The organism is Arsenophonus sp. ENCA (genome assembly GCF_002287155.1).
In the GTDB taxonomy this organism is placed as follows: Bacteria; Pseudomonadota; Gammaproteobacteria; order Enterobacterales; family Enterobacteriaceae; genus Arsenophonus; species Arsenophonus nilaparvatae.
The window spans coordinates 1-609 of sequence record NZ_NHNG01000056.1; the positions used below are offsets into that span (position 1 = coordinate 1).

Annotated in this window: 1 protein-coding gene; it reads right to left on the minus strand. The window is 34.5% G+C overall.

What is annotated here, in order from left to right; genetic code table 11:
• Positions 1-318: 318 nt before the first annotated feature.
• Positions 319-609 (minus strand): transposase (locus tag CBG25_RS01610; RefSeq protein WP_290604050.1); only part of this gene is annotated, 291 nt, incomplete at its 5' end.

A 609-nucleotide genomic window follows, 5' to 3' on the forward strand; every position in this document is an offset into this window, starting at 1 on the left:
TAACAAGCTGAAAATTCAGCGGCTAAATTTTTCAATTCTTCGACTGATAATCCAATGATTGCTTTACATAAACGATTATCTCGTAACAGCCGCTCTTTGTTGATCATTTCAAACCTTTATTCTCTAAGTTAAACCTCTTTTTATTCTCAATAGCGTGACAAAAAATGCAAGTCTCTATTCAGCAACTAGTTTACTGCTTACTTGCAAGAATATTTTATAGATATCTTTAATGCATGGATAACCGGACAAAATATGAACATCCTGATTTTTTCTTGTTTTTAAATTTATACTTCTTTTTTACACGAGTTTCGCACAAAACTAATTTGGGTACGCTAATAAAACACGGATGTGCTCAGCAATAGCATTTTTGATTACGTCCCAATTTTGTTGATAAAGGGTTATTTTTTCAGATATACAACGTTTATGTTGTTCAAACCACGCAGAAATAGCGAGAAAAATATGATTTCTTTGCGCTCGGCTCGTGCGAGCCTGACAGCGTTCAATACCACAATTTTGTTTAACTTCTCGATGATAAACTTCAACAGACCAACGGGCATCCATGATAGATTTGACGTATTCACGGGTGGGATTCTCTTTGTTTGTTACTAT